This window comes from Stenotrophomonas sp. YJH_SMC_40 (assembly GCF_059368615.1).
Genome location: NZ_JCAFRX010000002.1, coordinates 434,123 through 458,889, shown reverse-complemented (window position 1 = coordinate 458,889; position 24,767 = coordinate 434,123). Strand labels below are relative to the sequence as shown.

General features: G+C 67.5%; 26 protein-coding genes. 12 read left to right on the top strand and 14 right to left on the bottom strand.

What is annotated here, in order from left to right:
- The first annotated feature begins 27 nt into the window (after positions 1-27).
- From AC5P6X_RS05100 to AC5P6X_RS05080, 5 genes are all read left to right on the top strand, one after another.
- Entirely contained in the window at positions 28-1,437 is a 1,410-nt protein-coding gene (locus AC5P6X_RS05100; protein ID WP_049450570.1) for an amidohydrolase, read from the top strand.
- Positions 1,437-2,720 (top strand): amidohydrolase family protein, encoded by a 1,284-nt coding sequence (locus tag AC5P6X_RS05095; protein ID WP_024956047.1) that lies wholly within the window; start codon positions 1,437-1,439, stop codon positions 2,718-2,720. Before AC5P6X_RS05100 ends, AC5P6X_RS05095 begins: the two co-directional genes overlap by 1 nt.
- A gap of 20 nt (positions 2,721-2,740) precedes the next feature.
- The gene (locus AC5P6X_RS05090) at positions 2,741-3,373 is read left to right on the top strand and encodes a 2-hydroxychromene-2-carboxylate isomerase (protein ID WP_005414448.1); all 633 of its coding nucleotides are present in this window, start codon (positions 2,741-2,743) and stop codon (positions 3,371-3,373) included.
- Positions 3,374-3,467: 94 nt separating this feature from the next.
- The gene (locus AC5P6X_RS05085) at positions 3,468-4,409 is read left to right on the top strand and encodes a DegV family protein (protein ID WP_049450571.1); all 942 of its coding nucleotides are present in this window, start codon (positions 3,468-3,470) and stop codon (positions 4,407-4,409) included.
- A 77-nt stretch (positions 4,410-4,486) separates the two neighbouring features.
- Positions 4,487-4,825 carry a hypothetical protein gene (locus AC5P6X_RS05080; RefSeq protein ID WP_329757020.1) on the top strand — a complete coding sequence of 113 codons (339 nt, stop codon included), beginning with the start codon at positions 4,487-4,489 and terminating at the stop codon, positions 4,823-4,825.
- 112 nt (positions 4,826-4,937) lie between these two features.
- On the opposite strand, the gene AC5P6X_RS05075 is transcribed toward AC5P6X_RS05080, so the two are convergent.
- The 4 genes from AC5P6X_RS05075 to AC5P6X_RS05060 form a co-directional block, all read right to left on the bottom strand.
- On the bottom strand, positions 4,938-6,350 hold the full coding sequence (locus tag AC5P6X_RS05075) for an efflux transporter outer membrane subunit (protein WP_024956048.1): 1,413 nt from the start codon (positions 6,348-6,350) through the stop codon (positions 4,938-4,940).
- Positions 6,347-7,429: an HlyD family secretion protein gene (locus AC5P6X_RS05070; RefSeq protein WP_049450572.1), complete on the bottom strand. Its 1,083-nt coding sequence runs from the start codon at positions 7,427-7,429 to the stop codon at positions 6,347-6,349. Before AC5P6X_RS05070 ends, AC5P6X_RS05075 begins: the two co-directional genes overlap by 4 nt.
- A 21-nt stretch (positions 7,430-7,450) precedes the next feature.
- Positions 7,451-8,980 carry an MFS transporter gene (locus AC5P6X_RS05065; protein WP_329757021.1) on the bottom strand — a complete coding sequence of 510 codons (1,530 nt, stop codon included), beginning with the start codon at positions 8,978-8,980 and terminating at the stop codon, positions 7,451-7,453.
- Between the two features lie 153 nt (positions 8,981-9,133).
- Positions 9,134-10,051 carry a LysR family transcriptional regulator gene (locus AC5P6X_RS05060; protein WP_005411002.1) on the bottom strand — a complete coding sequence of 306 codons (918 nt, stop codon included), beginning with the start codon at positions 10,049-10,051 and terminating at the stop codon, positions 9,134-9,136.
- A gap of 141 nt (positions 10,052-10,192) precedes the next feature.
- Between AC5P6X_RS05060 and AC5P6X_RS05055 the strand changes: the two genes are divergently transcribed.
- The gene (locus AC5P6X_RS05055; protein WP_005411003.1) at positions 10,193-10,639 is read left to right on the top strand and encodes a universal stress protein; all 447 of its coding nucleotides are present in this window, start codon (positions 10,193-10,195) and stop codon (positions 10,637-10,639) included.
- 5 nt (positions 10,640-10,644) lie between these two features.
- On the top strand, positions 10,645-11,115 hold the full coding sequence (locus AC5P6X_RS05050; protein ID WP_164221702.1) for a hypothetical protein: 471 nt from the start codon (positions 10,645-10,647) through the stop codon (positions 11,113-11,115).
- A 39-nt stretch (positions 11,116-11,154) separates the two neighbouring features.
- Here the strand turns inward: AC5P6X_RS05050 and AC5P6X_RS05045 are convergent, their stop codons facing one another.
- The 5 genes from AC5P6X_RS05045 to frmR all read right to left on the bottom strand — a co-directional run bounded on the left by AC5P6X_RS05045 (position 11,155) and on the right by frmR (position 15,494).
- A complete protein-coding gene (locus tag AC5P6X_RS05045) occupies positions 11,155-12,600 on the bottom strand; it encodes a GGDEF domain-containing protein (protein WP_329757022.1) in 1,446 nt (481 codons plus the stop codon).
- Positions 12,601-12,788: 188 nt separating this feature from the next.
- The gene (fghA, locus tag AC5P6X_RS05040) at positions 12,789-13,619 is read right to left on the bottom strand and encodes an S-formylglutathione hydrolase (RefSeq protein WP_049450576.1); all 831 of its coding nucleotides are present in this window, start codon (positions 13,617-13,619) and stop codon (positions 12,789-12,791) included.
- A gap of 63 nt (positions 13,620-13,682) precedes the next feature.
- Positions 13,683-14,042 (bottom strand): YqcC family protein, encoded by a 360-nt coding sequence (locus tag AC5P6X_RS05035; RefSeq protein ID WP_329757023.1) that lies wholly within the window; start codon positions 14,040-14,042, stop codon positions 13,683-13,685.
- 8 nt (positions 14,043-14,050) lie between these two features.
- Entirely contained in the window at positions 14,051-15,160 is a 1,110-nt protein-coding gene (locus AC5P6X_RS05030) for an S-(hydroxymethyl)glutathione dehydrogenase/class III alcohol dehydrogenase (RefSeq protein ID WP_005411008.1), read from the bottom strand.
- 58 nt (positions 15,161-15,218) lie between these two features.
- Positions 15,219-15,494 (bottom strand): formaldehyde-responsive transcriptional repressor FrmR, encoded by a 276-nt coding sequence (frmR, locus tag AC5P6X_RS05025; protein ID WP_005411009.1) that lies wholly within the window; start codon positions 15,492-15,494, stop codon positions 15,219-15,221.
- A 186-nt stretch (positions 15,495-15,680) separates the two neighbouring features.
- On the opposite strand from frmR, the gene AC5P6X_RS05020 reads away from it, so the two are divergent.
- Positions 15,681-16,100 (top strand): Imm70 family immunity protein, encoded by a 420-nt coding sequence (locus tag AC5P6X_RS05020; RefSeq protein WP_049450578.1) that lies wholly within the window; start codon positions 15,681-15,683, stop codon positions 16,098-16,100.
- Between the two features lie 10 nt (positions 16,101-16,110).
- On the opposite strand, the gene AC5P6X_RS05015 is transcribed toward AC5P6X_RS05020, so the two are convergent.
- Positions 16,111-17,016, bottom strand: a complete 906-nt coding sequence (locus AC5P6X_RS05015; protein ID WP_049450579.1) for a LysR family transcriptional regulator — start codon at positions 17,014-17,016, stop codon at positions 16,111-16,113.
- Positions 17,017-17,147: 131 nt separating this feature from the next.
- On the opposite strand from AC5P6X_RS05015, the gene AC5P6X_RS05010 reads away from it, so the two are divergent.
- The gene (locus AC5P6X_RS05010; RefSeq protein ID WP_049450625.1) at positions 17,148-18,251 is read left to right on the top strand and encodes an alkene reductase; all 1,104 of its coding nucleotides are present in this window, start codon (positions 17,148-17,150) and stop codon (positions 18,249-18,251) included.
- A gap of 111 nt (positions 18,252-18,362) precedes the next feature.
- On the opposite strand, the gene AC5P6X_RS05005 is transcribed toward AC5P6X_RS05010, so the two are convergent.
- Positions 18,363-19,040 (bottom strand): SMI1/KNR4 family protein, encoded by a 678-nt coding sequence (locus AC5P6X_RS05005; RefSeq protein WP_005411012.1) that lies wholly within the window; start codon positions 19,038-19,040, stop codon positions 18,363-18,365.
- A gap of 114 nt (positions 19,041-19,154) precedes the next feature.
- On the opposite strand from AC5P6X_RS05005, the gene AC5P6X_RS05000 reads away from it, so the two are divergent.
- Positions 19,155-19,571: a VOC family protein gene (locus AC5P6X_RS05000; protein WP_012481244.1), complete on the top strand. Its 417-nt coding sequence runs from the start codon at positions 19,155-19,157 to the stop codon at positions 19,569-19,571.
- 12 nt (positions 19,572-19,583) lie between these two features.
- Here the strand turns inward: AC5P6X_RS05000 and AC5P6X_RS04995 are convergent, their stop codons facing one another.
- Positions 19,584-20,279, bottom strand: a complete 696-nt coding sequence (locus AC5P6X_RS04995; protein ID WP_005411014.1) for a DAPG hydrolase family protein — start codon at positions 20,277-20,279, stop codon at positions 19,584-19,586.
- A 76-nt stretch (positions 20,280-20,355) separates the two neighbouring features.
- Here AC5P6X_RS04995 and AC5P6X_RS04990 point away from each other — a divergent pair, with 76 nt between their 5' ends.
- Positions 20,356-21,018 (top strand): TetR/AcrR family transcriptional regulator, encoded by a 663-nt coding sequence (locus AC5P6X_RS04990; RefSeq protein WP_049450581.1) that lies wholly within the window; start codon positions 20,356-20,358, stop codon positions 21,016-21,018.
- A 147-nt stretch (positions 21,019-21,165) separates the two neighbouring features.
- Here AC5P6X_RS04990 and AC5P6X_RS04985 read toward each other — a convergent pair whose 3' ends face one another.
- Positions 21,166-22,050, bottom strand: a complete 885-nt coding sequence (locus AC5P6X_RS04985) for a LysR family transcriptional regulator (protein ID WP_049450583.1) — start codon at positions 22,048-22,050, stop codon at positions 21,166-21,168.
- A gap of 107 nt (positions 22,051-22,157) precedes the next feature.
- On the opposite strand from AC5P6X_RS04985, the gene AC5P6X_RS04980 reads away from it, so the two are divergent.
- Positions 22,158-23,216 (top strand): NAD(P)-dependent alcohol dehydrogenase, encoded by a 1,059-nt coding sequence (locus AC5P6X_RS04980; RefSeq protein ID WP_049450585.1) that lies wholly within the window; start codon positions 22,158-22,160, stop codon positions 23,214-23,216.
- Between the two features lie 123 nt (positions 23,217-23,339).
- Here the strand turns inward: AC5P6X_RS04980 and AC5P6X_RS04975 are convergent, their stop codons facing one another.
- Positions 23,340-24,704, bottom strand: a complete 1,365-nt coding sequence (locus tag AC5P6X_RS04975) for a glutamate--cysteine ligase (protein ID WP_049450587.1) — start codon at positions 24,702-24,704, stop codon at positions 23,340-23,342.
- Positions 24,705-24,767: the final 63 nt, after the last annotated feature.

Sequence of the window (24,767 nt, the reverse complement as noted above, 5' to 3'; positions counted from 1 at the left end):
GTTGGACCAGGTTGCAAGGGGAACTGCATGGCATCGACGTTGTTGCGCGCCGGGGTGGCCCTGGCGCTGCTTTCATTGAGTACGGCTCCGGCGGTGGGCGCCTCGCGCTTTGTCGCCGATCCCTACCCCAGCACCTACCAGGCCCATCCCGATGCGCCGGTACTGATCCACAACGCCACCGTGCTGACCGGTACCGGCCAGCGCCTGGACAACGCCGATGTGCTGCTGCGCGACGGCCGCATCGTTGCCGTCGGCCGCCAGCTGCAGGCCGATGCGGGCGTCACCCGCATTGATGCACAAGGCAAGTGGGTCACTCCGGGCCTGATCGACGTGCATTCGCACCTGGGCGTGTATCCCAGCCCGGGCGTCGGTGCGCACAGCGATGGCAACGAGATGACCGCACCGGTCACCGCCAACGTCTGGGCCGAACATTCGGTGTGGCCGCAGGACCCGGGCTTCGCCACCGCGCTGGCCGGCGGCGTGACCAGCATGCAGGTGCTGCCGGGCTCGGCCAACCTTGTCGGTGGCCGCGGCGTGACGCTGAAGAACGTCCCGGCCATCACCTACCAGGCGATGAAGTTCCCCGGTGCGCCGTGGGGCCTGAAAATGGCCTGCGGCGAGAACCCCAAGCGGGTCTATGGCGAGGGCAAGGGCGTGACCCCGGCCACGCGCATGGGCAACGTGGCCGGCTATCGTGCCGCCTTCATCGATGCCGCCGACTACATCGCCAAGAACAAGCCCAAGCCGGCCAAGCGCAAGAGCTGGTTCGGCAGCGACAAGGGCGACAGCGCCGGTGATGCCGGCGGCAAGCGCGATCTCAAGCTGGACACACTGGCCGGCGCGATCGAAGGCGACATCCGCGTGCACATCCACTGCTACCGCGCCGACGAGATGGCCACCATGCTCGATCTGGCCAAGGAATTCGGCTTCAAGGTAGCCGCCTTCCACCACGGCGTGGAGGCCTACAAGCTGGCCGACAGGCTGGCCGCCGACGGCGTCTGCGGTGCGCTGTGGGCCGACTGGTGGGGCTTCAAGATGGAAGCCTTCGACGGCATTCCGGAGAACATCGCGCTGGTCGACCGGCCGAAGAACAGCTGCGCCATCGTCCACTCCGATTCACCCGAGGGCATCCAGCGCCTGAACCAGGAAGCAGCCAAGGTGATGGCGTCCGCGCGCCGCGCGCGCATGCCGGAGATCACGCCCGAACACGCCATCACCTGGATGACCGCCAACGCCGCCAGGGCGCTGGGCATTGAAGGCCAGACCGGCACCCTGGAGGCCGGCAAGATGGCCGACGTGGTGGTCTGGAACGGCAACCCCTTCAGCTCGTATGCGCTGGCCGAGCAGGTCTTCATTGATGGCCGCAGGTTGTACGACCGCAGTGCACCGGCAGCGACGCCGCGTTCTGATTTCCAGCTTGGCCAGGAGGTGCGCTGATGGTGGTGCTCAAGCAGTTGACGCAGTCTGCCGCGAAGGGCAGCCGAGCATGGTTCGGCGCTACTGTCATGGTGCTGGCCTGCATCTCCGCATCCGCACAGGCACAGGACCTGCTGGTGCGCAACGCAACGGTGCACACGGCCAGCGCACGCGGCAGCCTGCACAACGCCGATGTGCTGGTCCAGGGTGGCATCATCCGCGCGGTCGGCCCCGGCCTGTCCGCGCCGGCCGGGGCGACCGTGGTCGAAGCCAATGGCAGGCCGCTGACCCCGGCCCTGTTCGGTGGCATCACCGAAACCGGCATCGAAGAGGTCTCAGGTGAATCGAGCACGGTGGACAGTTCGTTGAAGCTCGGCGAGCAGCCGCTGCGCCCGGAATTCGACGTCACCCTCGCCTACAATCCGGCCTCGGTGCTGATTCCGGTCACGCGCCTGGAAGGCATCGGCTTCACTGCATTGGGGGCCGCCACCGGTGGTGGTTTCGTGGCCGGCCAGGGCGGCGTGATGCGGCTGGACGGCAGCGCCGACCCGATCGGCCCGCGTGCCCTGTTCCTGCGCATCGGCGCGGCCGCCTCCGAACTGACCGGCCATTCGCGCGCCGCGCAATGGATGCTGCTGCAACAGATGGTCGACGAAGCACGCGGCCAGGTTGCTGTGGATTCTCCGCACGCGCTGTTGACCCCGGCCGGGCGCCGTACGCTCAGTCGCTACCTGGCCGGCCAGGGCCGCATCGTGGTGGAGGTGGATCGTGCCTCGGACATCCGCCAGCTGCTGCGCTGGGCCACACGCGAGAAGGTAAAGATCGCCATTGCCGGTGCCAGCGAAGCCTGGCAGGTCGCGCCGGAGCTGGCCGCTGCGCACGTGCCGGTATTCGTCGACGTGCTGGCCAACCTGCCGGCCAGCTTCGATCAGCTCGGTGCCACCCTGGAAAACGCCGCGCGCCTGCAGCGTGCCGGCGTGGCGGTTTCTTTCGTGCAGCGCGGCGACGCCACCCACAATGCGCGCAAGATGCGCCAGCTGGCTGGCAATGCAGTGGCCAACGGCCTGCCCTGGGCTGACGGTCTGGCCGGGCTGACCCGGGTACCCGCACAGGCGTTCGGCGTGGCCGACCAGATCGGCAGCATCGAGCCCGGCAAGCGCGCCGACCTGGTGCTGTGGGAAGGCGACCCGCTGGACGTGGCGCACTATGCCGAACAGGTCTGGCTGGGCGGGCGTGCGATGCCGATGCGCTCGCGCCAGACCGACCTGCGTGATCGCTACCTGCAGCGCAATGCGCAGCCCTGACCGCATTGAAGGACACCACCATGGCCACCCTGCGCTGGTACTTCGACTTCGTCTCGCCCTACTCCTACCTGCACTGGCAGAAGCTGAAACAGTTGCCGCAGTTCGCGCAGATCCAGACCGTGCCGATCGCCTTCGGCGCGGTGCTGCATCACCTGGGCAATCTCGGGCCGGCCGAGATTCCGGCCAAGCGCCGTTTCATGTACCGCCAGCTGCAATGGACCGCGCAGGCCGAGGGCACGCCGATGCGCTTCCCGCCCGGCCATCCGTTCAATCCGTTGTCGGCGCTGCGCCTGTGCCTGGCCGCCGGAGCCAGCGCACAGGCGGTGGACGTGCTGTTCGACTGGATCTGGCGCGACGGCCATGCCGGTGACAGCGCCGAAGCCCTGCGCGAACCGGGTGCGCAGCTGGGCATCGAGGATGTCGCCAGCGCCATCGCCGCCCCGGCGGTCAAGGAACAGTTGCGGCGCAACACCGAGGCCGCAATCGGCGCCGGGGTGTTCGGGGTCCCGACCCTGGCCATCGACCAGGAACTGTTCTGGGGCAACGACGCCCATCCGCTGATGGCGGCCGTGCTGGCCGATCCTGCCCTGCTGCAGCAGCCCGAATGGCAACGCCTGGACAGCCTGCCGGTGGCGGTGCAGCGCGATCGCTGAACAGGGGTGGCGCGTTTCCCTCGGGCGCGGGCTCTGGTTTTGAGATAGATTTCACGTTTCCGAACCTACAACCGCCCTGGAGGGGGAGCCGCGGATGCGCATCGGAATCGTCGTCGACTCGGCCTGCGACCTGCCGCAGGACTTCATTGCCGAGCACAACATCGTGCTGCTGCCGATCACCGTCCGCATCGGCGAAGCCGTGCTGGCCGATCACCGCGATGAGCAGGCCACCCTGAGCTTCCTGCACGCGCACGTGGCCGAACACGGCGCCGAGGCGGAAACCATTCCCTTCAGTGTCAACCAGATCCGCGACCTGTTCCTGCAGCAGCTGGTGATCGATTACGACCACGTGTTCTGCATGACCATCACCAAGACCCGCAGCCCGATCCACGACAACGCGCTGCAGGCCAGCTTCGCCATCCTCAACGACTACAAACCGGTGCGTCAGGCAGCGGGCTACAACTCGCCGTTCGCGCTGCGCGTGCTCGACACCCAGAACCTGTTCGCTGCCCAGGCGGTAACGGCGGTGGAAGCGGTGCGCCTGCGCGACAGCAACGCCAGCGTGCAGCAGATCCGCGAACGATTGGAGGAACTGGCGGGCAACGTGCATGGCTACATGGTTACCCGCGACCTGTACTACATGCGCGCACGTGCGCGGCACAAGGGTGACCGCAGTGTCGGCCTGCTCAGTGCAGCGCTGGGAAGCGCACTGGACATCAAGCCGGTGCTGCATGGCTACCGCGGCGAGACCGGGCCGGTGGCCAAGATCAAGGGCTTCGACAACGCCGTGCAGAAGCTGTTCGCGGTGGTCGGCCAACGTGTGCGTGCCGGGCTGATGACACCGACGGTGTGCGTCAGCTACGGCGGCGAACTGGACGAGCTGCGCACCCTGCCCGGCTATGCACAGATGAAGGAGGTCTGCGCCGGCCACGGCGTGACCGTGTACGAATCGGTGATGAGCCTGACCGGCATGGTCAACGTCGGCAAGGGCGCGGTCACCGTGGGCTTCGCCGATGGGCCACATCGGTTCGAATGAGCGCCGGCCACGGCCGGATTCTGCACATCGATTCCACCGCGGTTGTGCCAGTCTTGCCGCACTTCAAGGAGAACTCCATGCCTGCGCAGTACCACATCAGCCTGCCCGACCCGTCCAAGGCCCGCGGCAACGATCCTGACCTGTCCTTCCATTCGCAGGGCGCCGCCGGTTTCGCCGAAGAGCTGCAGGACGCCCTGCGCAGCGGCACGCTGTTCGAGCGCTGGAAGGCCAAGCAGCCCGACCCGGATGCGGTGGAACCGCAGTGGGGCGTGACCGACCCGGCTGCCACCGTGACCGGCGAGCAGAAGGACCTGCGCATCAACCTGGTCGCCACCACCCGCATCGACAGTGACGTGTTCAAGCAGCGCCTGCGCCTGCTGGCCGGCAGCCACTGGGAACTGCGCGACGTGCGTTGAGGCCCTGCCCTGGTAGGTGCCAACCCTGGTTGGCAACTACCGGGACGCGAGGTAGTGCCGGCCGCTGGCCGGCAACCGCAACATCCATGAAGGTGCCGGCCAGCGGCCGGCACTACCAGCCTCCACCCAGCGCGCGGTACAGCTCTACACGCGCGATCGCGGCGGTGGCCTGGCTATTGGCCAGCGCGGCCTGGTTGTCCAGTGCGATGCGCTGGGTGGTCAGCACGTCCAGCATGTCGACCACGCCGGCCTGGTACTGCCGGCGCGCCGCCCCCAGTGCCGTCTCGCTCTCATCCACTGCCACGTGCAGCTGCACCGTGCGCTGCTGCTCGGCACTGTAGCCATCCATGGCGTCATCCACTTCGTGCCATGCCTGCAGCACGGTACGGCGGAACTGCAGGGCCGACTGTTGCTGCTGCAGCCTGCTCAGCGCGAGATTGGCCTTCAGCCGTCCGCCCTGGAAGATCGGCAGGCTGATCGACGGACCGATGCTGAAACGGTGCGCGTTCCAGCCATCCAGATCATCGAGCTGCTTGGCCTGGAAGCCGGCGTCGCCATTCAAGGTGATGCGCGGCAGGAAACTGGCCTTGGCCACGCCGATGCCTGCCGTTGCCGCATGCAGTGCCGCTTCGGCACGACGGATGTCCGGGCGACGCTCGGCCAGTTCACTGGGCAGCCCCACCGCTACGGCCGGCAACGCCGGCCAGTCACGGCGTGCATCCTGCAGCTGCGCGTCCAGCGCCTGCGGCGGCTGCGCCAGCAGGAACGCCAGCGCATTGCGCAGCTGCGATTCGCGATGCCGCAACGGCGCGATGCGTGCCTGCAGCGATGCCACCTGCGCGGCCGCGCTGGACACCTGCAGCGTGCTGGCCACACCCTGGCGTTGGCGTGCTTCGGTCAGGCGTTTGATGTCGTGGGCGATGCTGAGGTTGTCCTCGGTGATCGCCAGCAGCTGCCGCGTCGCGCGCAGCTGCAGGTAATCACGCGCGGTTTCCGCCAGCAGCGCGATGCGCACTGCATGTGCATCCTCCTCGGCCATCTGCACGCGCGCGTCGGCCGCTTCCACCTGGCGCCGCACGCGGCCCCACAGGTCCAGTTCCCAGCTCAGGCCGATACCGGCCTGGAACAGCCCGTAGTCATCACGGCCGCCGTTGCCGGACGGATCATTCAGGCCCACCTCGCTGTTGCGTGCACGCACGCCACTGGCGCTCGCGCTGACGCTGGGCAGGCGATCGGCGGCGGTGATGCCGCGTGCAGCACGGCTCTGCTGCACGCGGTTGGCCGCCAGCTGCAGGTCCAGGTTGGCCGCCAGCACCTGGTTGCCCAGCTGCCCCAGCAGCGGATCGTCGAAACCGGCCCACCAGGCCGCGTCCTGGTCGATGGCGTTGCCGGCGACGGCCTCACCCTGCCAGTGGCTGGGCAGTTCCGCCTGCGGGCGTACGAAGTCCGGACCCATCGTGCAGGCAGCCAGGGCCGTGCACAGACTGGCCGCAACGAAGGTGCGGAACACGGTGACTGCGCTCATGCGCCCTCCCCGCTCTTGTGGCCCGGACTGTGCTGCACGCTCTGCGCGCGCGCGCGGCTGCCCAGGTCAACGCTGGCTTCCACCGACATGCCGGCACGCAGCTGGTCCAGCAGCGGCTGGCCCGGCTCCAGCACGATCTTCACCGGAATGCGCTGCACCACCTTGGTGAAGTTGCCGGTGGCGTTCTCTGGTGCGACGGCAGCAAAGGTGACGCCGGTGGCTGGTGCAATGCTGTCGATGTGCCCGCGCAGCGGCTTGCCCGGGAATACGTCCACCTTCAGTTCGACCTGCTGGCCGGCCTGCATGCGGGTCATCTGCGTTTCCTGGAAGTTGGCGACCACGAAGGCGCGCTTCAGCGGCACCACCGCAGCCACCGGCGTACCCGGCGTCAGGTAGGCACCCACGCGCACCGCGCGGCGACCGACCATGCCATCGATCGGTGCGCGCAGCACGGTGTGCGACAGATCCAGTTCGGCGCGTGCCTGCGCCGCTTCCGCACGCTGCACCGCCGCCTGTGCAGCCTGCACGCCCGCGCTGAGGATGTCGGTGCGCTGGCGTGCGGTCGACAGCGCGGCCTGGCCCTGCTGCAGATGCGCACTGGCCACGGCCTGCTTCGACTGCGCCTGCTGCGCGTTCTGCACGGTACCGGCGCCGTCACGGGCCAGTTCGCGGTAACGCTGCTGGTCGGCACTGGCCAGGGTCAGTTCGGAACGGCTGACATCGACACTGGCCCTGGCCTGCGCGATCAACGAGTCCTGCTGGGCCAGTGCGGCCTGCGCATTGGCCAGCTGTGCACGGGCATTGGCGAGGTCGGCACGGGCCGCCTGCAGGGCGACCCGGTAGTCGCGGTCGTCGATGCGGGCCAGCACATCACCGGCCTTCACCGACTGGTTGTCCTCGACTTCCACGGCACTGACGAAGCCGGGAATCTTCGGCGCTACCAGGGTGTAGTCGGCCACCACGTACGCATTGTTGGTGGTCTGGTGGCCGCCATCGCGCAGCAGCAGCCACGCGCCGACGGCCAGGGCCAGCACGCCCAGGCCCAGGCCAGTGTTGAGGGTGGTTCGATTGATCGTCATGAGGGGGTTCCTGCGAAAGGTTCAGGCCACGGCACGTGGCGGATGGATGCGGGTGGGCATCCAGGCAATGAGGGGAATGAAGGCCAGCGCCACCAGTGCGACCACCCAGTACAGGTCGGCCGAAGTCAGCGCCTGCACCTGTGCATGCAGGCGCGCGCCCAGCTGCGGGCCATCGGCCAGCCACGGTTGCTCGCCAAGGCGGTCGACCAGCACGGTGGAATGGAAATGACGGCGGCCCTGGGCGACGGCATCCAGCACGCCACCGGCGAGCACGGCAGCGAAGCCCTTGACCGTGTTGAACCAGGCCGAGGCGAACGGGCCGTCCTGCGGCGCCAGGCCGCCGGTGGCCAGCATCAGCAGCGGCAGCACCGCCATCGGTTGCGCGAACACCTGCAGCAGCTGCACCCACAGGAAGTTGTCGCGGATCCAGGCCACGTCCAGGTGCGAGCCCAGCCAGCAGGCCAGCGCCAGCATCGCCAGGCCCGTGGCCTGCACCCAGCGGCAGTCCACCGCGCGGATGTTCAGCAGCGCCGCCACCAGCGGCAGCGCGATCACCTGCGGCAGCGCCACCCACAGCAGCATCGGTGCGGTCTGCAGCGGCCGGTAGCCCTGCACGCTGGCCAGGAACCCGGACGGGATCGAGATCACTGCCAGCAGCACGAACAGCACGCCGCCCAGCGTCACCAGCGAGTAGCTGAGATTGCGGTTGGCCAGCAGCTGCAGCTTGAAGAACGGCAGCGGATGGAACCATTCATTGATCATGAACAGCACCATCAGGCCGGCACCGCCACCGATCATCAGCGTGATCATCGGCGAGTCGAACCAGTTCAGGCGCGGGCCCTGCACCAGGCCCAGCACCAGCAGCACCAGCGCCGGCAGGCCCAGCAGCAGGCCGACGCCATCGAACTCGGCGAAGCGTTCCAGCCGCAGCGGGTCCTGCGGCAGGCCCCAGCCGACCATCGCCATGGCGGCCAGGCAGTACGGCACGATCTGCCAGAACGCCCAGTGCCAGCCCACCTGCTCGACCCAGAACGCGGCCAGCGGCGTGCCCATGCTCGGGCCGAACGTCGCCGTCAGTGCGTAGCCGGCCAAGCCGTACAGCTTGATGCCCGGGGGCAGGAAGCGCAGCGCCACGCTCATCAGCAGCGGCGGCAGCGCGCCACCGCACAGGCCCTGCAGCGCGCGCAGCAGCAGGAACACCTGCAGGTTCGGGGCGAGCGGGCACAGCACGCCCAGCACCATGAAGCCACCGATCATCGCCAATGCGAAGCGGCGCAGCGAGAAGGTGGCGGCACACCACGGTGCGAAGGCCATCGCGCTGACCGACATCGCGCTGTAGAGGGCGACGACCCAACTGCCGTCGTCGACGCTGAAACCCATCGCGCCACGGATGTCGGCCAGGGCGACCTTGGTGATGTTCTCGTTGAAGCCCGACACCAGCACCGCCAGCAGCACGCCACACAGGCCGACCAGAATGCGGCGATCGAGCCCGGGGGCGGCGGCAGCACGGGGCGCTGCGGCGGCCGGGACAGCGGCGGCCGGCGTACTCATCGCCGGGCACCTATCCGTGCAGTGCACGGCATGTTGGGGGTCATTGGAATGCGCTCAGTGAAACTCCGGGGAGCGCAGTCTAGGGAGCCGGTACCCTGCGAAAAATGGCGCAACCCGCATCCCAGGCGTGCGCCAGGCGCACGCATGCAGATGTCAGCGCGGGGCCTCCCCTGCGCTTTCGCACATGGTCTTGATCGACCGCCGCAGCCACTGGTGGGCGGCGTCGTTGTCCAGTCGTGGATGCCAGGCCTGCACGATGGCGGCGGTCCGCACCGGGATCGGCAGCGGGAACAGGCGCAGCGGCAGGCGCATGCTGACGATCCGCTCCAGCATCACGCTCGGCATCTGCGGCAGGATCAGGTCCGATTCGGCCGCCGCGAAGATCGCGCCGTGGAAGGTCGGGCTGATCAGCGCCACCCGCCGCTGCAGGCCCAGCGCGGCCAGATCATCGTCGATCGGACCACGCGGCAAGCCGCGGCGCGACACCGCGATGTGGTCGCAGGCGGCAAAACGCTCGGCGCTGATCTCCTCATCGAACAACGGATGATCTTCGCGCGCGGCGCCCATGAACGAGGTACTGAACAGGTTCTGCACCTTGGTATCGGGCGCATGCTTGCCGGCGGTGCTGATGTACAGGTCGATCCGGCCCTGCGCCATCGCATCGTCGTCGGTATCGCCCTCGGGCACGAAGCGCAGCACTGCGCGCGGCGCCTGCTGGCGGAACAGCTCGCGCAGGCGTCCGCCGAACCCCCCGACGAACACATCATTGGCACGCACGCTGAAGGTTCGTTCGAGCACGCGCATGTCCACTTCACGACCGGCGTTGAAGACGCGGTGGGCCTGCTCGATCACATCGCGGACCTGCTCGCGCAGCTGCAGGGCGCGGGGCGTGGGCGCCAGACCGCGGCCGGCACGCACCAGCACCGGGTCGCCCAGCGCGGTGCGGATCCGGCCCAGGGTACGGCTCATCGCCGGCGCGCTCAGATTCATCCGGCGCGCGGCGGCGGCCACGCTGCATTCGTCAATCAGCACGTCCAGTGCCAGCAACAGGTTCAGGTCCGGCAGGGGCATGACAGTCTCCAGTAAATCAGATGACTTTACGGCACTTGCAACCACGGTGGATTGCGTTCGACGCATTCATTGACTGCCGCGCACGGCATGGGTGCGCGCGGTGACATCGGCGACCATCCCCGGCCTGCCAAGGAGACATCCATGTTCAATACCCTGCTGGTCGCCCTGGATGGTGGCCCCCAGCACGCACGCGTGCTGGACCTGGCCGCCGCAATCGCCGGCCCCCACAGCCGCCTGCACCTGCTGTGCGTGCTCGACCCCGAATTCGCGCTGGCGGCCGATGCCAGCGAAGCCGACCGCATCGAGTACCCTGAAGCCGCCCGCCAGCGCTCGCGGGCCGAAGCGGTGCTGGCCGAAGCCTTGGCCGAGCTGCGCGAACGCGGCATTGACGCCATCGCGCAGATTCCCTCCGGTGACCCTGGCGAAGTGATCAGCGAGCAGGCCCGGCGCCTGAAGTGCGACCTGATCGTCATCGGCCACCGCCACCTGTCCCGGCTGGAACGCCTGTTCGAACCCTCGATCGGGCAATGGACCATCGACCACGCGCCCTGTCCGGTGCTGGTGGAAACCCGCGACCCACAGCCCTAGCCACCATGGCCTCCCGTTCCCCGTTGTTTCCCACCCGGGTCAACTACCGCGCCTTCGGTCGACAGTTCGGCCGCGGCGAACAGGCGCTGCTGGGCGCGATACGGCAGCTGCGCGACCCCGATCTGCAGGCCGATGGCCTTGCCCAGCTGAGCGGACTCGGGCTTGGCCAGGAGGGATGCGACGCCTTCATCGGCCTGCTGCCGCTGCTGGCCACCCCCGCCGCTCCGATCGATCTGCTGCCGGCCGGCTCTCCCTTCATTGCCGCCAGCGAATTGGACCTGCTGGCCTGCCTGCTGCGCATCGCACAATGGCGGCATGCGCGGCCCCGCGAAGACGACACGCTGGCACCGTTGCGCCGGCAACTGGCACGCTGTGCGATGGCCGTGCAGGCGGCAAACCTGCCGTTGCGGCAGCGCTCGTTGTCACCGGTCGGGCTGAGGCTGCTCGATCCGACCGGCTGGTTGCGGCAGCGATAAGCCGTCGCGCCCCCCGTGTGATCGCATGCAGAGAGCTGCTCAGCAGTCCATCGTTCCGTGCGTGCTGCCCTCGTCATCCAGCACGTGCGCATGCAGGATCACCTGGTTGCGGCCAGCCCGCTTGGCGGCATACAGGCCGGCATCGGCGTCTGCCAGCAACTGATCGGCACTGGCCAGAGCCGGCGGATGCAGGTAACCCACGCCGACGCTGATGCTGACCGGGCCCTCCGGCAATGGCAGCGCTTCGACCGCTTCGCGCAGCCGCTCGGCCAGCGCCAGCACGCCCGACAACGGGCTTCCGGGCACGATGACGGCGAACTCTTCACCGCCATAACGCGCAACGCTGTCACCACCGCGACCGGCTATGGCCTTCAGCACCCCGGCCACCGCCTGCAGGCAACGATCACCGGCCGGATGGCCGTGCTGGTCGTTGAAGGCCTTGAAGTGGTCGATATCCACCAGCAGCAGGCCCAGCTCGGTGCCGCTGCGCCGTGCGCGATTCCACTCGGACGTCAGCCGTGCGTCGAACTCGCGGCGGTTGGCCACGCCGGTCAGGCCATCCTGCCGCGCCAGTTGATCCAGTGCTGCCTGGCGTTCCAGAAGATCGGTCTGCAGCAGGACGCTGCGCAGGCCGAAGCCAAGGGTGGCTACGACGAAGCCGGCAACGGCCAACGGCCGCGCATGATCGACCACCAGCGTGCCGACCACCAGCAGCAGCAATGGCAGGATGATCGGACCGGCGGCCTGCACCGTCCTCGCCAGCCGCGGGTGTGCCGTGGTGCCTGTGTCCGGCCTCGTGTCCAGCGCCAGGCAGGCGATCAGCAGAAAAGGTACGTCGATCAGCAGATCGTTGAACGCACCGAATGCATCATCGGAGGTGTAGTGGTTGATGTAGTAGGCCACCAGCAGATAGGCCAGTGCGTACAGCGCCAGTGCGCGGAAGAACCTGCGCCGTTCGGGCACGTCGCCGGCCAGCCATCGCACCACGGCGAACGCGGCGATACACAGGTTCTGGATATCGAACATGCGTTGCATGTTGGACAATGCGTGGTCGTCGATGTCCACGCGGGCGGCGAACGACTGCGCATGCACGAAGAACAGCACGCCAAGCAGCGCCGCCATCGCCGCGTCGATCAGGCTGATGCTCAGGCGCTCGCGGCGTGCCCGGGCCAGGATGAACACCAGGGGCACGCCATACAGCACGTACAGGAACATGCTTGCGCGCGGGGTGAAATCGGCACGCCCGGCGCCCAGCGCGTCGATCATGTTGAACGCCATGCCGCCGGCCCACAGCAGCAGTGCCAATGCCGTGGCGCGCCACCCCAGTGCCGCGCGGTCGCGGCGGGCCCGCCACAGGCAGGCGGCCGCCGCCAGCAACGGGGCGCCGGTCAGGAAAACGAAGGAGCCGACCCCGGCGGGGCCAGGCCACAGGGCCAGCACCAGGCCATGGCACAGCACATACAGCAGCGCCAGCACTACCGGCATGCATCCCCCCGATCCGCAAGGCCGTCTACGCGCACGATAGCGCGCCGGCACGCCACAGCGGCGTGATCCACTGCGGCAAAACGACACTCCGAGTGCACCGCGATGGTAGTGCCGGCCGCTGGCCGGCAAACCCAATGAATCACAGGGCTGCAGGTTGCCGGCCAGCGGCCGGCGCTACCGGAAAGCCCTCAGCCCTGCAGGGCGCGGGCGTGGTGGGCGATGTGCTCGCCGATGAAGCTGGCGATGAAGTAGTAGCTGTGGTCGTAGCCGGGCTGCAGGCGCAGGGTCAGCGGATGGCCGGCGGCATCGCAGGCCTGCTGCAGGCGCTGCGGCTGCAGCTGGGTCTGCAGGAACTCGTCCGCCTCGCCCTGGTCGACCAGCAGCGGCAGGCGCTCGTCAGCCATAGCGATCAGCTCGCAGGCATCCCATTGCGCCCAGTCGGCCGGGTTGTCGCCCAGATAGGCATGGAAGGCCTTCTGCCCCCACGGCACGTGGCTGGGCGCGACGATCGGCGAAAACGCCGACACGCTGCGATAGCGCCCGGGGTTGCGCAGCGCGATCACCAGCGCGCCATGGCCGCCCATCGAATGGCCACTGATCGCGCGCGCGTCGGTCACCGCGAAGTTCGCCTCGATCAGCGCCGGCAGCTCCTGCGCCACGTAGTCATGCATGCGGTAGTGCTTCGCCCACGGTGCGCGGGTGGCATTGAGGTAGAACCCTGCCCCCTTGCCCAGGTCGTAGCCCTCGGCATCGGCCACGTCATCACCGCGCGGGCTGGTGTCGGGCGCGACGATGATCACACCGTGCTCGGCCACATAACGCTGCGCGCCGGCCTTGGTGATGAAATTCTGCTCGGTGCAGGTCAGGCCGCTCAGCCAGTACAGCACCGGCAGCTTCTGTGTTTCCGCCTGCGGTGGCAGGTACACGGCGAACTGCATGTCGCAGCCCAGCGTGGTCGAATGATGGCGGTAGACGTCCTGCCAGCCGCCAAAACAGGCGCGGTGTTCAATGCGTTCCATGGTGCTCTCCTGCGCGGCGCGTCAGCGCACGCGTGCTTCCGGTAGATGCCGACCTTGGTCGGCTTATCCACGCCCGGCGTGGATGCCTTGGTTGATCCGTTCATCCAGCTGTGCCAGCAGGCGCAGCAACGATTCGACGCCAGGCTGGCCGTCAAGGTTGCGATACACCGCCACCGCCACGTCGCTGCGCGGTGGCCACTGGCCGTCGGCGCGGGCCTCGTAGAGGCGCGGCAGGAATACCTGCGCAAGCCACTGCTCGAACGGCATGCCATCGTCACTGCCGAAGGCCGAAGTCACCGCACGCGGTGGTCCCACCTCGCCGTCGACCCAGCCCAGCGCACGCAACGCCTGCTCGATCGGCGCCACCAGGGCCGCGCGCGGGTCTTCCGCACGCGGCCGGCGCAGGGCATCGAACCAGCCCATGACGCGGCTCAGTAGTGGACCACCGAACGGATCGACTTGCCTTCATGCATCAGGTCGAAGGCGTCGTTGATCTTGTCCAGGTCCATGGTGTGGGTGACGAACGGGGCCAGTTCGATATCGCCCTTCATCGCATCCTCGACCATGCCCGGCAGCTGGCTGCGGCCCTTCACGCCGCCGAAGGCGGTGCCCATCCACTTGCGCCCGGTCACCAGCTGGAACGGACGGGTGGAGATCTCCTGGCCCGAACCGGCCACGCCGATCACCACGCTCTGGCCCCAGCCACGGTGCGCGCATTCCAGCGCCGCGCGCATCACGTTGACGTTGCCGATGCACTCGAAGCTGTGGTCCACGCCCCAGGTGGTCATTTCAACGATGACCTGCTGGATCGGCTTGTCGAAATCCTTCGGATTGATGCAGTCGGTGGCACCGAATTCGCGCGCCAGCTCGAACTTGGACGGGTTGGTGTCCACCGCGATGATGCGGCCGGCCTTGGCCTGGCGCGCACCCTGGATCACCGCCAGGCCGATGCCACCGAGGCCGAACACGGCCACGCTGTCGCCTTCCTGCACCTTGGCGGTGTTGTGTACCGCGCCGATGCCGGTGGTGACGCCACAGCCGAGCAGGCAGACGTGCTCCGGGTTGGCGTCCGGGTTGATCTTCGCCAGCGAGACCTCGGCAACGACGGTGTACTCGCTGAAGGTCGAGCAGCCCATGTAGTGGTACAGCGGCTCACCGTTGTAGCTGAAGCGGCTGGTGCCATCGGGCATCACACCCTTGCCCTGGGTGGCGCGCACGGCCACGCACAGGTTGGTCTTGCCGCTCTTGCAGAACAGGCACTCGCCGCACTCGGCGGTGTACAGCGGAATCACGTGGTCGCCGGGCTTGACGCTGGTCACGCCCTCGCCGACCTCGACCACGATGCCGGCGCCTTCATGGCCCAGCACCACCGGGAACAGGCCTTCCGGGTCATCGCCGGACAGGGTGAACGCATCGGTGTGGCAGACACCGGTGTGGGTGATCTTGACCAGCACTTCGCCTGCCTTCGGCGGGGCGACGTCGATCTCGACGATCTGCAGCGGCTGGCCGGGACCAAAGGCGACGGCGGCACGGGACTTCATGGTGGTTTCTCCAAAGACAGGCAATGACAGGATGGGCGGCGCCATGTTGCGCCATCGTTTATTTCAGGTACGAGCGGATCAACGCGCTCATGTCGCGCACGCGTTCGGCGCGTTGTTCATCGGAGGCCGCAGGCTGGCCGAACTCCTCGCGCAGATGGGCCTCCATCACCTCGGACATCAGGCCGTTGACCGCGCCACGGATGGCGGCGATCTGCTGCAGCACCGGCCCGCAGTCAGCGCCGGCTTCCAGCGCGCGGTCCAGCGCATCGCACTGGCCGCGGATGCGGCGCACGCGGGCCAGGACCTTTTTCTTCTCTTCGGGGGAGTGCGGCATGGCGGGCCACCTCGGAACTATACTGGGGGATAGTATACACGCGTGTTGGCAAAGTGACGGAAATGGCATCTCCCGCCTCCGCAATAGTGCCGTTGGATCCATTCATATCAATCACTTACAGCAATTGCGCTTCTCCCGTAAACGCATCGGGCATGCTGTGGGATCGGCAGAATCAGGAACCAGGCAATGGGTGTTGGCATCCAACTCGGGCGCATCACCGATGAGATCGGTAGTGGTGCGTTTCTCTATGCCTTCTTCTCGACCATATCCGGCAACCTGGAGCCGAATGGCTGGGCAAGTCGATTCCCTATCCTCTTGAATCAGCTATACGCCGGCAGACTGCAGCAATCAGATGCTGCCGCCGCGCTGGCCGAACTACATGGGGTCCGCCGAGAGCTGGCCGAGCTTGCGCCAGCCCGTGTCATATGGTCGTTCGAGGATCGAACCCAGCGTCCACCGTGGGGAGACGATATCGCTGGCGATATCGACAGCCTGGCGACCTACTTCGTCACCTCACATGGGCGCGATCTGATCGCGCTTCTGGCCGAGGTGTTTGAAGCACTTCAGGAAGGCGAAGACACGTCCGCCCGGATCGTCAGCTACTGAAGCCCTACGCTCAGTCAAACAATCCCTCACCCGCCAACCGGGTCAGTTCATCCACCACGTAGCGCACCTTGGGCCGCAGGTGGCGCGTCGGTGGCCACAGCGCGTGGATATCGATGTGCCGTTGCATGTGCGCATCCAGCACCGACCGCAACACGCCGGAATCCAGGTGGCGGCGTACCAGTGAAACCGGCATCTGGCAGATACCAAGCCCGGCGATGGCCGCCTCGATCACCGCGTCGCCGTCATTGAGTTGATAGGGCGCATTCGGGATGAATGTCCCTTCGTCCTCCTCGCTACCGATCCGCCACCACACCGGTTGCCCGTGGCGGAAGCCAACAATGCTGCGGTGCCGCGCCAGTTCCTCCACCGTGCGCGGCACGCCGTGCGCCTGCAGGTACTCCGGCGATGCGCAGGTGACCAGTCGCTGGCGCCCCAGCCGCCGCGCCACCAGATGCTCGGCCTGGTGCAGCCCGCCGAAGCGGATCAGCAGGTCGATGCCTTCCTCGACGGGATCGACGAAATGATCGGTGAAGGTCATCGTCAACTGCAGGTCCGGGTACTGCCGGCACAGCCGCAACAGCACCGGCAGCACCACCAGGCGCCCGAACGAGGATGGCATGTCGATGCGCAGCCGCCCGCTGGGCAGGCCGGCCGAACCCAGGCAGGCCTCGGCGGCGGAGATTTCTTCCAGCGCCGCCGCGCACGATGCGTAGTACGCCTCGCCATCGGTGGTCAGCGCGATGCGCCGCGTGGTGCGGTGGAACAGGCGCACCCCCAGCCGCGCTTCCAGCCGGGCGATGGCCTTGCCCACCGCCGAGCGCGAGATGCCCAGCGCGTCGGCGGCCTCGGTGAAGCTGCCTGAGCGGGCCGTGGTGACGAACGTGACCAGGCCATTCAACGATTCCAGCGGCAGCATCTATCGCGCTCCATTGGGGACAAATAGTCCCACACTCAGGGAGATCGAAGCGCTTTATGCGCCCGCATGTCAACTCCATCCTGTGGGCATCGCGCCGCTGGCGCTCCTCCCCCCGCACCGAGAAGACCGACATGACCGCCACCCTGTTCCGCCCCTTCGACCTGTCAGGCACCCTCCTGCGCAACCGCATTGTGATGGCCCCGATGACCCGTGCCCGCAACCCCGGCTCGGTCGCCAATGCGCTCACCGCGCAGTACTACCAGCAACGCGCCAGCGCTGGCCTGATCATCAGTGAAGGCACCCCGGTCTCGCCGCAGGGCCAGGGGTACATCGACGTGCCGGGCATCTGGTCAGCCGAGCAGGTGGCCGGGTGGAAGCGTGTCACCGAGGCGGTGCATGCCGCACAGGGCACGATCTTCGCCCAGCTCTGGCACGTCGGCCGCATGTCGCATTCCTCGCTGCAGCCCGACGGTGGGCAACCGGTCAGCGCCGGTACCCGCCCGGTGGCCAGCGCACCGAAGAACACCTCGTTCGTGTACCTGGACGATGGCAGCCGCGGCCACGCCGATCCCACTCCGGCACGTGCACTGGAGACTGCGGAGATCCCCGGTATCGTCGACGACTTCGTGCGCGGGGCGGACAACGCCATTGCGGCCGGCTTCGACGGCATCGAACTGCATGCCGCCAACGGTTACCTGTTCGAGCAGTTCCTCAACCCGCTCATCAACCAGCGTGATGATCGCTACGGCGGCTCGCTGCCCAATCGTGCGCGCTTGATCCTGGAGACCGTCGATGCGATGGCGCAGCGTATCGGTGCGCATCGCATCGGCGTGCGCCTGGCACCGAACAACCTCACCTTCGACATGCCGTTCTACCCCGACAACGAAGCCACCTATCTGTACCTGGCCGAGGAACTGGGCAAGCGTGGGCTGGCCTACGTGCACCTCAACGACAACCTGCAGGCGGGCCGGTCGGTGCTGGGCGAGGCGTTCCTGCGGCAGTTCAAGCAGGCCTACGGTGGCACCGTCATCCTGGCAGGTGGCATGACCCGCGAACGCGCCCTGCAGCTGGTCGAAGCGGGCACCATCGACCTGGCCGCGTTCGGCCAGCCGTTCATCGCCAACCCGGATCTGGTCGAACGCCTGCAGCGCAACATCGCGTTGGCCACGCCCGACCGCAGCACCTATTACGGGGGCGGCGAAGCAGGCTACCTCGACTACCCGGCCGCGGGCTGATCCCCACGGGGCCCCCACGGGGTCGGATCCCTTTCCAACGGAAAGGGCTCTGACCCCTGTTCGGCGAACAAGGCGTCAGAGCCACGCTGCGCGCGGATCCGACCCCGGCCTTCAGGCGTCCTCGCGCACGTAGGCGAACGACTCGTCCAACCGCTCGAAGCCGATCACCTCAGCGACGATGGCCTGTGCATCCTCGTCGCTGATGTTTCCTTCAGCGATATCGTCAACGCGGGCGAACAGCCGCTGCAGGGCTGCGTACTGGTCATCGCGCAGGAACGGCTGGTGGCTCTGCAGCCAGCGCCGCAGGTTGCTGGCCAGCTCGCCGTGCGACAGCAGCGTGTACGGCCCCTGGTAGTCAGCAACGGCTTCGACCATCTTGCGGAACAGGAAATCCTGATAGCTGGCCGCCAGCACATCGGCACGATCATCGTCATGCCACACCAGCACGACGGGGGGCTCGGCAAAGCCGGGCGCGTTGCTCCAGAAGCAGTAGCTGTCGCCACCGCCGGTCCGCGCAAAGGGCAGCAACTGCAGGTCAGTGCGCAGGGGATTGTAATGATCCTCCGCAGTCAGCTCCTGCCACGCCTCGAGCAGCTCATCGTCCTCCAGGGGCTCATAGTCCTGGGCATACAGCAGCACCGGCGGATCCGCCTGCAGCGTCGGGAATACCACCTCGGACCATTCCGGATGTGGGGCACCCCAACTCAACCGATCCGCTGCATGCAGCTGCTTGAACAGGGGCGGGAAGGACTGGCCGGTGGCCTGTTCGATGCCGGATAGCGCGCTCATGGATGTCCTTGTCGATGGAGACCGCCCAGCTTGCCCGAATCCGCGCAGGAGATGAACCAGCCGCAGCACGCGGCAGGACTAGACTGCGACCACCGGATGCCGCCCATCGCTGCCATGAACGCCACTGCCCACAGCTTCATCGTCAACCTCGACGTGCCCGACCTGGCCGCCGCCGAAGACTTCTACATCCGGGCCTTCGGCCTGCGCATCGGCCGCCGTCTCGGCCCGGGCGCCGTGGAGCTGCTCGGTGGGCCAACGCCGCTCTACCTGCTGCACAACGACGCCGGCAGCGCCGCCACCGAAGACGGCGACGTGCGCGACTACGAGCGCCATTGGACGCCGCTGCACCTGGATTGGGTGGTGGATGACATCGAAGCCGCGCTGGTACGTGCAGTCGCAGCCGGAGCGACGCTCGAGCAATCCGTGCGCGAGCGCCGCTGGGGACGCATCGCCGTGCTGGCCGATCCGTTCGGCCACGGCTTCTGCCTGATCCAGTTCAGCGGCGAAGGCTACGACGCACTGGTCGAATGACCGTTGCACCGCTCACCACGGCAACGGCACCGCTTCGCCGTTGGCGCGCTCGCCGTAGTACAGCGACGGCAGCAGGCGCGAGAGGAAACTGAACTCCGTGTAGCAGTGCTTGAGCAGGCCCAGCCCGACCGCATCGCCGGCATCGCGGTGCGGATCGGTGCTGTCCAGGCCGAGCACGAAGCGGCTGCGCAGCACACAGCCAAACGGCGTATCGCGTGCGACGTGCAGCATCTGCCCGTCGCAGGGGTCAGCGTTTGCATCCAGACGGACCTGGTCGCCGAAGCCGATTCGCGCGGCGATCACCGCCGATACATCGCCTGCATCCTGTGCCGCCTGCAGGCGCTCGGGCACCAGCAACGTGCGCGGGTCATGGAACTTCAAGCGCGCCGCCACCGGCGGAATGTCGGCCAGCGATTCCACCGCATGGATGCTGGCGCCGTGGTAGCTGCGCCCGCGCTGCCAGGCCGCGTCCCAGCCGCGATGCTCGACATGATCGACCGGATGCCACCAGCGGATGTGCTGGGTGGTCTCGAAGAAGGTGAACCACCAGTCGAGCATGCGGCCCTTGCAGCCGTGCAGATCGGTGCGCACCGCCACCAGCAGGGTGCCGTCTTCGCGGCGCTGGATGCCGGTCTCCAGATGCATCGGCGCCGGGTCGAGCAGATCGTGGTGGTCCAGCCAGGCGCGGGCGTTCACAGCGGTATCCATCGGGGTCTCCTGCGGTGTTGGGAGTCCCGACAATACGGAAACGTCTACCGTTTCGCAATTGTCCGGATGCGGTAAGATGGGCGCAATGAACAGCACCACCGTGCCCGAGCCCACATCACCGACCCGCCGCCGCGGCCGCCCTGCGCGGCCGGAAGCCGAAGTCCGCCACGCCGTGCTGCAGGCCACGCTGGAACTGCTGCTGGCGCAGGGCTACGAGGCCACCACCATCGAAGCGGTGGCGGCGCACGCCGGAGTGGCGAAGAAGACCGTCTACCGCCACGCCAGCAACCGCGAGGAACTGGTTGGGTTGGCGGTGCGTGAGTGGACCGACGGCTTCGCGCCGCAACTGCAGCGCGATGCGCGCAATGCCCAAGAGGTCGTGCCGTTGCTGCAGGACATCCTGCACGCGGTGTGCGCGCAGGCGCTGTCGGCGCAGGCGGTGCAGGTATTCCGCCTGCTGGCCACCGACTTTCCCGGCAAGGACGCGCTGCTGCAGGCCTATCTGGACAACGGCATCGAACGCGGCCGTGCGCTGCTGGCCGACTGGCTGGCGCGCCAGCAACAGCGTGGGCTGCTACGCGAGGGAGATCCTGTTTGCATGGCGCGATTGCTGCTGGCGATGGCCGTGGCCGAGCCGCTGCGCGAACGCGTGATCGGTGTGGTGGCCGAGGATGCGCCGGTGGACGTGCACCTGCGCGACTGCGTGGCGTTCTTGGCGCCGGTGTTGCAGGCGCCGTAAGGTTGCTCCATCCACGCGTGGCGTGGATCTACCGGCCGATCCCGATTCGTTGGTCGGCAATGGCCTGCCCCGGTGGGTGCCGACCGTTGGTCGGCAATGGCCTGCCCCCGGTGGGTGCCGACCGTTGGTCGGCACTCCTGCAGCACCTCACTCGCGCAGCATGTCCACGAACGCACGCAGCGCGGCAGGCATCTGCCGCTGCTTCGGGTAATACAGCGCGAAGCCGGCGAACGGTTCGCTCCAGTCTTCCAGCACCGCCACCATCTGTCCGGATTCGATGTACGGCCGCGCGGTGTCTTCCAGCACATAGGCCAGGCCAATGCCATCGAGCACCGCGCCGACCACGGTGCCCTGCTCGCCCAGCGTCAGCCGCCCCGGTACATCGATCTCCAGCGCCTGCCCACCGCGCTCGAACTGCCACTTGTACAGATGCCCGCTGGCGAAGCGGAAGCGGATGCATTCGTGTGTGGCCAGGTCGCGCGGATGCTGTGGCGCCGGGCGCCGCCGCAGGTAGTCCGGCGAGCCAACAATCAAGCCACGCAGCGGTGGGCCCATCGGCACCGCCACCATGTCCTCGGGTACGAACTCGTGCAGGCGCACGCCGGCGTCGTAGCCTTCGGCAACGATATCGACCAGGCCATCGTTCTCGGTCAGCTCCACCCGCACGTCGGGATGGGCGTGCAGGAAGCGCGCCAGCCGTGGCCCCAACTGGGTCGGCACTGCGGCGCGGGTAGCATTGATACGCAGCAGGCCCGCCGGCGCGGCGCGGAACTGGTTCATCTCCTCCAGCGCGTCATGCACCTGGCCCAGCGCGGGCTGCAGGCGTTCCAGCAGGCGCTGCCCGGCCTCGGTCAGGGCCACGCTGCGGGTGGTGCGATGGAACAGGCCCACGCCCAACCGTTCCTCCAGCGCGCGGATCGCATAGCTCACCGCCGAGGTCGACAGCGCCAGCTCGGCGCCGGCACGGCGGAAGCTGCGGTGACGGGCGACCGCCGCGAACGCGGCCAGGTGGGTGAGATTGTCAGTGGCCATGATTGTGCAGTTTCACTTGATGAATCATGCCGATATCCGGGCTTTTTGCCGCTGGGTACGGGGCGTATTGTAAAGCGCCTTTCGACAAACCCTGCCAAGGATTCCCCATGTCCCTCGCCCGTGGTTACGCCGCCCATTCACATACCGACCCGCTGATCCCGTACGAGTTCGAACGCCGCGCGGTCGGCCCGGACGATGTGCGCATCGAGATCCTCTATAGCGGCATCTGCCACTCCGACCTGCACCAGGCCCGCGACGACTGGGGTGGCTCGATCTACCCGATGGTGCCGGGCCACGAGATCATCGGCCGCGTGACCGAGGTCGGCAGCAACGTCACCCGCTTCAAGGTCGGCGACCACGCCGGCGTGGGCTGCATGGTCGACTCCTGCCGCCACTGCGATGCCTGCGAGCACGACCTGGAGCAGTACTGCGCAGAGGGCGCGACCTGGACCTACAACGGCCGTGAACGCGAAAGCGGCGCTCCGACCTACGGCGGCTATTCCGACCACGTGGTGGTCGAACAGCGCTTCGTGGTGAAGGTGTCCGAGACCCTCGACCTGAAGGCCGCCGCCCCGCTGCTGTGCGCCGGCATCACCACCTGGTCGCCGCTGCGCCACTGGAAGGTCGGCCCGGGTCAGAAGGTCGGCGTGATCGGCCTCGGTGGCCTCGGCCACATGGGCGTGAAGTTCGCCAAGGCGCTCGGCGCGCACGTGGTGATGATCACCACCACGCCGGAAAAGGGTGCCGACGCCAAGCGTCTGGGCGCCGATGAAGTGCTGGTCTCGCGCGATGCCGCGCAGATGAAGGCGCACGCGGGCAGCTTCGACTTCCTGCTCAACACCATCCCGGTCGGCCATGACACCAACCCGTACATGGGCCTGCTCAAGCGTGAAGCCACCATGTGCCTGGTCGGCGTGCTGACCGAACTGGACCCGCCGCTGACCGGTGGCAGCGTGATCTTCGGCCGCAAGCACCTGACCGGCTCGGCGATTGGCGGCATGGCCGAAACCCAGGAAATGATGGACTTCTGTGCCGAGCACGGCATCGTCAGCGACGTCGAGATGATCGACATCAAGAACGTCAACGAAGCCTGGGAACGCATGGCGAAGAACGATGTGCGCTACCGCTTCGTGATCGACATGGCGACGATGAAGGACGCCGCCTGATCCAAGGCAGATGTGGAAAATGAAAAACCCCGGCAATGCCGGGGTTTTTCTTCTGGTAGTGCCGGCCGCTGGCCGGCACCCCCGCATGGCTGCCGGCCAGCGGCCGGCACTACCGCAATCCACTCAGTACGCGAATTCGCGGAACACCGGATCGACGTCGCCGTGCCAGCGGCCATGGAACAGCGCCAGCTTGCGCTCGGCCGGGGTCAGCCCGGATTCGACGATCTCCTGCAGCACGTCCAGGAACTTGCTCTCGTCCTGGCCGTCGGCATTGCGCGCCGCGCGGCGCTTGAGGCCTTCGACGGAAATCTTCACGGCTTCGCGGGCCAGGTCGCGCACCGTGCCATTGCGGAACGGCAGGTTCATCGCATGCTTCGGCACGCCGTCGCGCAGTGCATGGCGCTCGGCCAGGGTGAAGTCACGCACCAGGTCCCACGCAGCGTCCAGCGCAGCGTCGTCGTACAGCAGCCCGACCCAGAACGCCGGCAGCGCACACAGGCGGCTCCACGGACCACCATCGGCGCCGCGCATTTCCAGGTACTTCTTCAGGCGCACTTCCGGGAACGCGGTGGTCATGTGGTCCGACCAGTCGCGCAGCGTCGGCAGCGCGCCCGGCAGCACCGGCAGCCTGGCCTGCATGAAATCGCGGAAGCTCTGCCCGCTGGCGTCGTGGTAGATGCCATCGCGGTAGGAGAAATACATCGGCACGTCGAGCAGGTAATCGACATAGCGCTCGTAACCGAAGCCATCCTCGAACACGAAGTCGAGCATGCCGGTGCGGTCAGCGTCGGTGTCGGTCCAGATGTGCGAGCGGTAGCTCAGGTAGCCGTTGGGCTTGCCTTCGGTGAACGGCGAATCGGCGAACAGCGCGGTGGCGATTGGCTGCAGCGCCAGCGATACGCGGAACTTCTTCACCATGTCCGCTTCGGTGGCGTAGTCCAGGTTCACCTGTACCGTGCAGGTGCGCGTCATCATGTCCAGGCCGAGCGAACCGACCTTGGGCATGTACGAACGCATGATCTTGTAGCGGCCCTTGGGCATCCAGGGCATCTCGTCGCGCTTCCACTTCGGCTGAAAGCCCATGCCGAGGAAACCCAGCTGCAGTTCGCCGGCCACCTGTGCCACTTCGTTGAGGTGGGTGCCGGTCTCCACGCAGGTCTGGTGGATGGTCTCCAGCGCCGCACCGGACAGTTCCAGCTGACCGGCCGGTTCCAGCGTCACCGAGGCGCCATCGCGCAGCAGGGCGATCGTGTTGCCGTTCTCCTGCACCGGCTCCCAGCCGAAGCGGACCAGGCCGTTGAGCAGCGCTTCGATGCCGCGCTCGCCTTCGAAGGTCGGCGGGCGCAGGTCATCCAGGCGGAACCCGAACTTCTCGTGCTCGGTGCCGATGCGCCACTGCGCGCGGGGCTTCTCGCCAGAGGCGATCACCTCCACCAGCTGCGAGCGGTCGGTAATGGGGGTATCGGCGACGTGGCTGGGGCTCGACAAGGGAAAGGCTCGCTGGACGGTGGCGGGGGATGTGGGGCTCGCGGCCTTCCATCGCAAGGGCGC

Bases quoted from the DNA above. Each gene is read 5' to 3' on its own strand.
- AC5P6X_RS05100 (WP_049450570.1), top strand. From the start codon at position 28: ATGGCATCGACGTTGTTGCGCGCCGGGGTGGCCCTGGCGCTGCTTTCA.
- AC5P6X_RS05095 (WP_024956047.1), top strand. From the start codon at position 1,437: ATGGTGGTGCTCAAGCAGTTGACGCAGTCTGCCGCGAAGGGCAGCCGA.
- AC5P6X_RS05090 (WP_005414448.1), top strand. From the start codon at position 2,741: ATGGCCACCCTGCGCTGGTACTTCGACTTCGTCTCGCCCTACTCCTAC.
- AC5P6X_RS05085 (WP_049450571.1), top strand. From the start codon at position 3,468: ATGCGCATCGGAATCGTCGTCGACTCGGCCTGCGACCTGCCGCAGGAC.
- AC5P6X_RS05080 (WP_329757020.1), top strand. From the start codon at position 4,487: ATGCCTGCGCAGTACCACATCAGCCTGCCCGACCCGTCCAAGGCCCGC.
- AC5P6X_RS05075 (WP_024956048.1), bottom strand. From the start codon at position 6,350: ATGAGCGCAGTCACCGTGTTCCGCACCTTCGTTGCGGCCAGTCTGTGC.
- AC5P6X_RS05070 (WP_049450572.1), bottom strand. From the start codon at position 7,429: ATGACGATCAATCGAACCACCCTCAACACTGGCCTGGGCCTGGGCGTG.
- AC5P6X_RS05065 (WP_329757021.1), bottom strand. From the start codon at position 8,980: ATGAGTACGCCGGCCGCCGCTGTCCCGGCCGCCGCAGCGCCCCGTGCT.
- AC5P6X_RS05060 (WP_005411002.1), bottom strand. From the start codon at position 10,051: ATGCCCCTGCCGGACCTGAACCTGTTGCTGGCACTGGACGTGCTGATT.
- AC5P6X_RS05055 (WP_005411003.1), top strand. From the start codon at position 10,193: ATGTTCAATACCCTGCTGGTCGCCCTGGATGGTGGCCCCCAGCACGCA.
- AC5P6X_RS05050 (WP_164221702.1), top strand. From the start codon at position 10,645: ATGGCCTCCCGTTCCCCGTTGTTTCCCACCCGGGTCAACTACCGCGCC.
- AC5P6X_RS05045 (WP_329757022.1), bottom strand. From the start codon at position 12,600: ATGCCGGTAGTGCTGGCGCTGCTGTATGTGCTGTGCCATGGCCTGGTG.
- fghA (WP_049450576.1), bottom strand. From the start codon at position 13,619: ATGGAACGCATTGAACACCGCGCCTGTTTTGGCGGCTGGCAGGACGTC.
- AC5P6X_RS05035 (WP_329757023.1), bottom strand. From the start codon at position 14,042: ATGGGCTGGTTCGATGCCCTGCGCCGGCCGCGTGCGGAAGACCCGCGC.
- AC5P6X_RS05030 (WP_005411008.1), bottom strand. From the start codon at position 15,160: ATGAAGTCCCGTGCCGCCGTCGCCTTTGGTCCCGGCCAGCCGCTGCAG.
- frmR (WP_005411009.1), bottom strand. From the start codon at position 15,494: ATGCCGCACTCCCCCGAAGAGAAGAAAAAGGTCCTGGCCCGCGTGCGC.
- AC5P6X_RS05020 (WP_049450578.1), top strand. From the start codon at position 15,681: ATGGGTGTTGGCATCCAACTCGGGCGCATCACCGATGAGATCGGTAGT.
- AC5P6X_RS05015 (WP_049450579.1), bottom strand. From the start codon at position 17,016: ATGCTGCCGCTGGAATCGTTGAATGGCCTGGTCACGTTCGTCACCACG.
- AC5P6X_RS05010 (WP_049450625.1), top strand. From the start codon at position 17,148: ATGACCGCCACCCTGTTCCGCCCCTTCGACCTGTCAGGCACCCTCCTG.
- AC5P6X_RS05005 (WP_005411012.1), bottom strand. From the start codon at position 19,040: ATGAGCGCGCTATCCGGCATCGAACAGGCCACCGGCCAGTCCTTCCCG.
- AC5P6X_RS05000 (WP_012481244.1), top strand. From the start codon at position 19,155: ATGAACGCCACTGCCCACAGCTTCATCGTCAACCTCGACGTGCCCGAC.
- AC5P6X_RS04995 (WP_005411014.1), bottom strand. From the start codon at position 20,279: ATGGATACCGCTGTGAACGCCCGCGCCTGGCTGGACCACCACGATCTG.
- AC5P6X_RS04990 (WP_049450581.1), top strand. From the start codon at position 20,356: ATGGGCGCAATGAACAGCACCACCGTGCCCGAGCCCACATCACCGACC.
- AC5P6X_RS04985 (WP_049450583.1), bottom strand. From the start codon at position 22,050: ATGGCCACTGACAATCTCACCCACCTGGCCGCGTTCGCGGCGGTCGCC.
- AC5P6X_RS04980 (WP_049450585.1), top strand. From the start codon at position 22,158: ATGTCCCTCGCCCGTGGTTACGCCGCCCATTCACATACCGACCCGCTG.